Source organism: Limnospira sp. PMC 289.06 (genome assembly GCF_032350395.1).
GTDB lineage: Bacteria > Cyanobacteriota > Cyanobacteriia > Cyanobacteriales > Microcoleaceae > Limnospira > Limnospira platensis.
Map to the genome: position 1 here is coordinate 2,496 of NZ_JARPLC010000125.1, position 6,539 is coordinate 9,034.

Below are 6,539 nucleotides of genomic sequence, written 5' to 3' on the forward strand. Positions count from 1 at the left end.
ATCCTAAAAAAACTCGAAAAATCCCGATTTTTCCCCTTGACAAATGCGGAAGCTTAACTTATTATTAAATCATGGGAAACCGTGCCGACATATATAATGGTTTTTTGAGCCTATAGCTCTGGGTAGTAGGTTGGGTGAAACCCAACAGCGGTGAGATGGTGGTGTTGGGTTCCCCTCCTCCACCCAACCTACTTAAATAGGCTATATAACCTGCCACCCTCATGGTTAAAAAAAGCGATCGCACCCTTTCCCAGAACTCCATAAACCCGCCCCCAATCACCAGTTTAGGCAATCCTAAAAAAACTCGAAAAATCCCGATTTTTCCCCTTGACAAATGCGGAAGCTTGACTTATTATAAGATAATGGAAATCCGTGCGGACATATATAATGACTTTGCCAAATAGTCAATGGGAGTGAGCTGCTAGTAAATGAAACCCCTATGAACTTAACTGGCGCAAAAACCAGAGTTATTCCCCTCCATAGTTCAGGGAAATCTTCGGAATTTCGGTGTAACCATGACGGTTAAAGTCTCTGGTTACGGGTTCATAAACTCCATACAGAAAGGACAAAACTCTGGGGTTATGTTGATATACTCTGCGATCGCCGGAGGTAAAAGATAGCCTGGCTCTTGTTTCTCAATGAGCGATCGCTCTTCTAGGAATCTTAATGCTTTGATAATCTGATCAGCATTTGTTGATGATGGTATGTTTTGCCAAAAGGCGATCGCCAGCGGTTGATAACTTTTCGCCAGTGTGTATAACATTTGTCTTTCTAGATCAGATAGTCCCTCTAATTGGGGTTGGATTAATTGACAGATACCACCACAAATCATTTGATTTTTACTCCAAAAATCATTGACATTTTCTAAACATAATTCCTTAATATTTGCTACAGCCATTTTAATTGCTAAGGGATTTCCCCGATAGTAATTGACCAATTTATTAACGTCTGTAGAAATGGCTTGTAAGCCCTTGTCTTCAATCAGTTTGGCTCCCGCTGTTTCTGTAATTCCCCCCAACTTTAAAATCCTGACTGGGAGTAATTCCCCTTCTAAAGTAGCTATTTCATGCGGCTTCTCCCGACTGGTGACGATCGCACAACTTTGATGTTGAATTTCTCCTATATATTTGAGTAACTCACCATAGCCTTCATATCCAGATTGATACAACTTCAGACATTCTCGGCGAGGATCCAGAACAGTGTCCCAGTTGTCCAGTACCAACAGACATCGGCGTTGCTGGAGAACTTTGATCAGCATAGACAGCATCCTTGTTTCTGAAGGCTCAACAGTCACCGTTTGGGTGTAGTTGATTACTGACAGGATATCCGCCAATAGCCTCAGAAGTGGGGGGCGATCGCGGAGACTACGCCAGATGAGTACCTCAAACTCCTGCTGCACTTCTTGAGAAAACTTAACAGAAAGTGCTGTTTTACCCACCCCCCCAAAACCAACTATTCCCACCAAAGAACAGTGATCGCTCAAAACCCACCGTTTTAGGGTTTCCAACTCCGCCTCCCGTCCCCAAAACTGAGAAACATTCGTCGCTTCCCCCCAGTCTTGCCAACAAGTTGGAACTTGGCGGGCTTCCTGCCACCGACAGTATTCCTCCTGTAACACTGTATGAAGATTGCGTTTTGTGACCGTCTTTCCCGTTGCTTGAGACAGCATTTTCCACAACTGAGCGCCAATCTGACGAATATAGTCGTGTTCGTATCCCAAACGAGTAGCCATTTCCCGGTAGGAGCGTTTTTCCCAAGACTCACAGAAAACCTGTTCTTGGATGTCGCTTAACTGGAAAGCTGGATATAACATGGATAAGAGGCGATCGCGAATAATTTTAGCTTTTTTTAAGTTCATTGCTTAGATACTCTCCCTGACTGGATATCATCGGTTATTACAACGGTAATTTTCATAAAACTTAACCGTTAACAGTTCGTTACTTTTGTTGACAAAATTTCATCCACATAACTCACATTTTATTACAGTCATTATGTTAGGCTATATCTATATAGAAGTTGTAAGGTCTTTTGCCTATTTTTATGGCATTTACAGTTTAACTAGATATGAGAGGTAATTGTAATGGATTCTATCAGCGGGTTTCAAGTGGTATCTCCAGAAGACGATCTTTATGATCCGAATACACTTATCTCCTCCGGTCTTCCGACTCTTGATGTCTTTGATGTTAACTATGACCTTTTCCCCGTCAGTTCATCGGAACCCAAAGTTGACCTTGCCATTGAAGAACCAGGAGAATACGGTTTAATTGCTCCGAACACCTTAAACAACCTCAGATTGGGATATGCCCAAGAGATCACATTTATTCTGGCAGTCAACGAGCAGCCAGTAGATAGCAAAACTTCAACTACTGGAATTACCGAAGATTTTATCACCGGCTTACCTGCAGATACTGAAGTCCTAGAGAATTATCGCAATTTCTCAGCAGTCGCTCTCAGGATTGAATCCGTAGATGAACTGAACCAAATCCTGAAAAACCCCGATATTCTTAATTTAGTTCCCTATGATTCAGGGGCATCAACTGGGTTAATCACTGCTGACTCTGACTCCCCTTCCCGTCCCGAAAATCTCCGATCAGAAAATACCGATTCCAGCAGTTCAGATTCTCAGACCAGTAACAATGATTTTCAGACCAGTAACAATGAGATTGTTATTGACTCCGAAATATTAAGTGCGATCGCTGATAAAATTTCCCTAACCGCCTTAGATGCTCTCATAGATGGAGAAGCGCAGGAACTCCTGATTTCCTTTAATAGCAGGGATATCGATCAAGCCGTTGAGGAGAAAATGGAGTTAGAGAATTGGTCTGTTGGTAGCGATGAAGTAATTAACTATCAAGCCAGCCTGTTCTCGGAACTGAAAGATGACATCTTATCCCCCTTCAGACAAGATTTGGAAATCCTCGACGACTATGAAAATCTACCGATTACCTTTGCCAAATTTGAGGAGGTAGATCCATTAATCGAATTGCTGCAAAATCCAGATGTTTTAGGGTTAGATGTTCCTCAAATTCATGAAAAAGCCTTAGCCGAAAGTTTGCCTTTAATTGGGCAACCCAGAGCGATCGAAGCAACAGGTTTTACTGGAAGTGGGACAACTGTAGCGGTACTGGATACAGGTGCTGATCCCAATGCTCCTGGACTGCAAGGACGAATTGTTTATGCTCGGGATTTTGCCCCCGATGATGGGCAAGATGATGATGATGGTCACGGAACCAATGTCAGTGCAATCGTGGCTGGAGTTGCCCCCGGCACTCAAATTGCTGCCCTAGATGTTTTTACTGGGGATGGAGCATATGACTCAGATATAATTGCAGCAATAAACTGGTCAATCCAAAATCGTAATACCTACAATATTGCTGCCATCAATATGAGTTTAGGTCGCGACAAACATACCAGTCCCCTCTCAGATAATGAAACGGCTCTCGGTCAAGCGATCGCCAATGCCAGGAACAATGGAATCCTACCGATAGCAGCTTCTGGAAATGATGAATTTACGGATGCCATCACATATCCTGCTGCTTTTGAAAGCGCCATTTCCGTTGGCTCAGTCTATGACTACAATGGATCCTATGGCATTGACAGCGCCAGCCCTGATCGCGTTTCCATCTTTTCCAATAGTAGCGGATTTTTAGACCTTCTCGCTCCTGGTTCTGCGATTACTGCTGGAGGATTATCAAATTATAGTGGTACTTCCATGGCAGCCCCCCACGTCGCCGGAGCAGTTGCCGTTCTTCGTGAAGCCTTTCCCAATGACAGTTCAGAACAACTCCTACAGCGACTGATCAACAGCGGAGATCCCATCACCGACCACCGCAATGGCATTACCAAAAATCGGATTAACCTCGCTTCTGCCCTTGAGGTTGAATCCTCCCGACCCGATAACGACAACTTTGGACAAGCTGCAGTTCTCTCAGGAACATCAATCACCGTAACAGGTAGTAACATCGGAGCTACTCAACAGTCGGGTGAACCCAACCATGCCGGAACAGGTGGCAGTTCCGTCTGGTGGACTTGGACAGCCCCTATTTCTGCAGAAGTCACCATCAACACATTTGGGAGTAACTTTGATACCGTCCTAGCTGCTTATACCGGTTCCTCAGTCTCCAACTTAAATACTATTGCCAGCAATGATGATAGTGGTGCTGGTCGGCAAAGCGAAATCATCTTTGATGCCATAGCAGGAACCAGTTATTACATTGCAGTCGATGGATATCAAGGAGCCACAGGAAATATCACCCTCGATCTCTCCCTGGCTACAGCAAGCCCCGCGAATGATAATCTCGCCAACAGTATTGGTTTAAGTGGGACATCAGCCAGCACCACCGGAACCAACATTAATGCCACCCAACAGTCAGGTGAACCTAACCACGCCGGAACAGGTGGCAGTTCCGTCTGGTGGAATTGGACGGCTCCCAGTTCTGGAACAGCCACCATCAACACCAACGGCAGCGATTTTGATACAGTTCTAGGGGTTTACACTGGTTCTTCCATCTCTGGTTTAACAGAAATCGCCAGTGACGATAATAGCGGCTTTGGACTACAAAGCCAAGTTACCTTTAATACCGTAGGTGGAACCAACTACAAAATTGCCGTTGATGGATTTAACGGAGCCCAGGGCAATATTAACTTAGATTTAGTGTTCGGCACCAGTCAACTACCTAACGATGACTTCTCCAGCAGTGCTACTTTAAGTGGGACTTCCGTAAATATCACCAGTAGCAACGTCAACGCCACCAAAGAACCTGGCGAACCCAATCATGCCGGACTATCTGGCGGTAGTTCAGTTTGGTGGAATTGGACTGCTCCTGATTCAGGATTAGTGACCATTGATACTTTTGGTAGCAACTTTGACACCATCCTAGCTGCATATACTGGTTCATCTTTGTCTAACTTAGCTGAAATAGACAGCAATGATGATACCAATAGTCTACAAAGCCAAATTTCCTTTCCTGTCGAACCAGGAACTACTTATAAAATTGCCGTTGATGGATTTGGGGGAGCCTCTGGAGACATTAATTTATCTCTGTTGCTAGAAACCAGCCTGTTAAGCAATGATGATTTTGCTAACAGTACCTCCCTCAGTGGTTCCTACGCCAGCGTTATCAGTAGCAACATCGGTGCTACCAAACAGCCAGGAGAACCCGACCACGCTGGTAATTCTGGCGGTAGTTCCCTGTGGTGGAATTGGACTGCTCCCGGTTCAGGTAATGTGGCGATCAATACTGGAGGTAGTAATTTTGACACGACATTGGCCGCCTATACTGGTTCTTCTATTTCCAATTTGACCGAAGTAGCCAGCAATGATGATTCTTTGTGGTATGGACGGCAAAGCGAAATTATCTTTGACGTTATAGGGGGAACCAATTACAACATTGCTGTTGATGGATATAATGGCGCATCTGGTAACATTAACCTAGAAATAATTTACTCAGAAACTCAGGGTAATGATGTCGATCTGATTCCTCGTAACTTTACCCTGAATACCACCCAATCTAATCCCGGAGATTCGATTCAGGTCAGCTATTCCATTGAGAATACGGGTAGCGACGATGCTGAGAGTTCTGAAGGTGGATTCTGGGTAGACTTTTACCTGTCCGATGATTCCAGTATCGATCCTGGCGAAGATTATTTGCTCGGTTGGACTTGGGTTGACCCCATCCCCGGAAATAGCAGCACAGAGACTTTGACTAAACAAATTTCATTACCCAATGCCAGCAATTCTTTCTGGAGTGGGGATGGGGAATATACGATTGGTTTGATTGTTGATGCTTTCAGCTTTGTAATCGAAACCAATGAGTCGAATAATACCGCTGTTCGTAATATTGCGATCAGCACATCAACAGAACAACCCTACACCAGTGTCCCCATCACCATTAACGGCACCTATGAAGGAATTATCGGAGATTTTAACGGCGATGGAATCTCAGATGTCCTTTGGTATGTCCCTGGACCAGGACAGGATTATATCTGGTTCTTTGATGAGGATGGAAACTACGAAAGCCAGCCTTTTACCGTCAACGGCACCTACACCCCCGTCGTCGGAGACTTTAACGGAAACGATGTCTCAGATATTCTCTGGTATGCACCCGGCCCCGCACCCGATTATATCTGGTCTTTTGACAAAGGTGGCAACTATACCAGTAGTCCGTTTACTGTTAATGGCGTTTACACCCCCATTCCTGGAGACTTCAACGGCTCCGGTATTACCGATATCCTCTGGTATGCACCCGGACTCGCACCCGATTACATCTGGTCTTTTAATGAAGATGGAACCTATGAAAGCAGTCCCTTCACCGTCAATGGTGATTATATCCCCGTTCAAGGCGACTTCAACGGTTCAGGTCTGACTGATATTTTGTGGTATCGTCCCGGTCCCGGTCAAGATTACATCTGGTCTTTCAATCAAGATGGTAGCTATGAAAGCAGTCCCTTCACCGTCAATGGTGATTATATCCCCGTTCAAGGTGACTTCAACGGTTCAGGTCTGACTGATATTTTGTGGTATCGTCCCGGTCCCGGTC

2 protein-coding genes and 1 pseudogene are annotated in these 6,539 nt (G+C 44.8%); 1 reads left to right on the forward strand and 2 read right to left on the reverse strand.

Going from position 1 to position 6,539, the window contains the following annotated elements; translation table 11 throughout:
* Positions 1-64 precede the first annotated feature (64 nt).
* Together P5674_RS19570 and P5674_RS19575 are read right to left on the reverse strand one after the other, a co-directional pair.
* The gene (locus tag P5674_RS19570) at positions 65-262 is read right to left on the reverse strand and encodes a hypothetical protein (RefSeq protein WP_199318210.1); all 198 of its coding nucleotides are present in this window, start codon (positions 260-262) and stop codon (positions 65-67) included.
* A 273-nt stretch (positions 263-535) separates the two neighbouring features.
* Positions 536-1,858, reverse strand: a complete 1,323-nt coding sequence (locus tag P5674_RS19575; RefSeq protein WP_006616332.1) for an NB-ARC domain-containing protein — start codon at positions 1,856-1,858, stop codon at positions 536-538.
* A gap of 945 nt (positions 1,859-2,803) precedes the next feature.
* Between P5674_RS19575 and P5674_RS19580 the strand changes: the two are divergent.
* A pseudogene (locus P5674_RS19580) lies at positions 2,804-6,539 on the forward strand (S8 family serine peptidase); the annotation flags it as partial.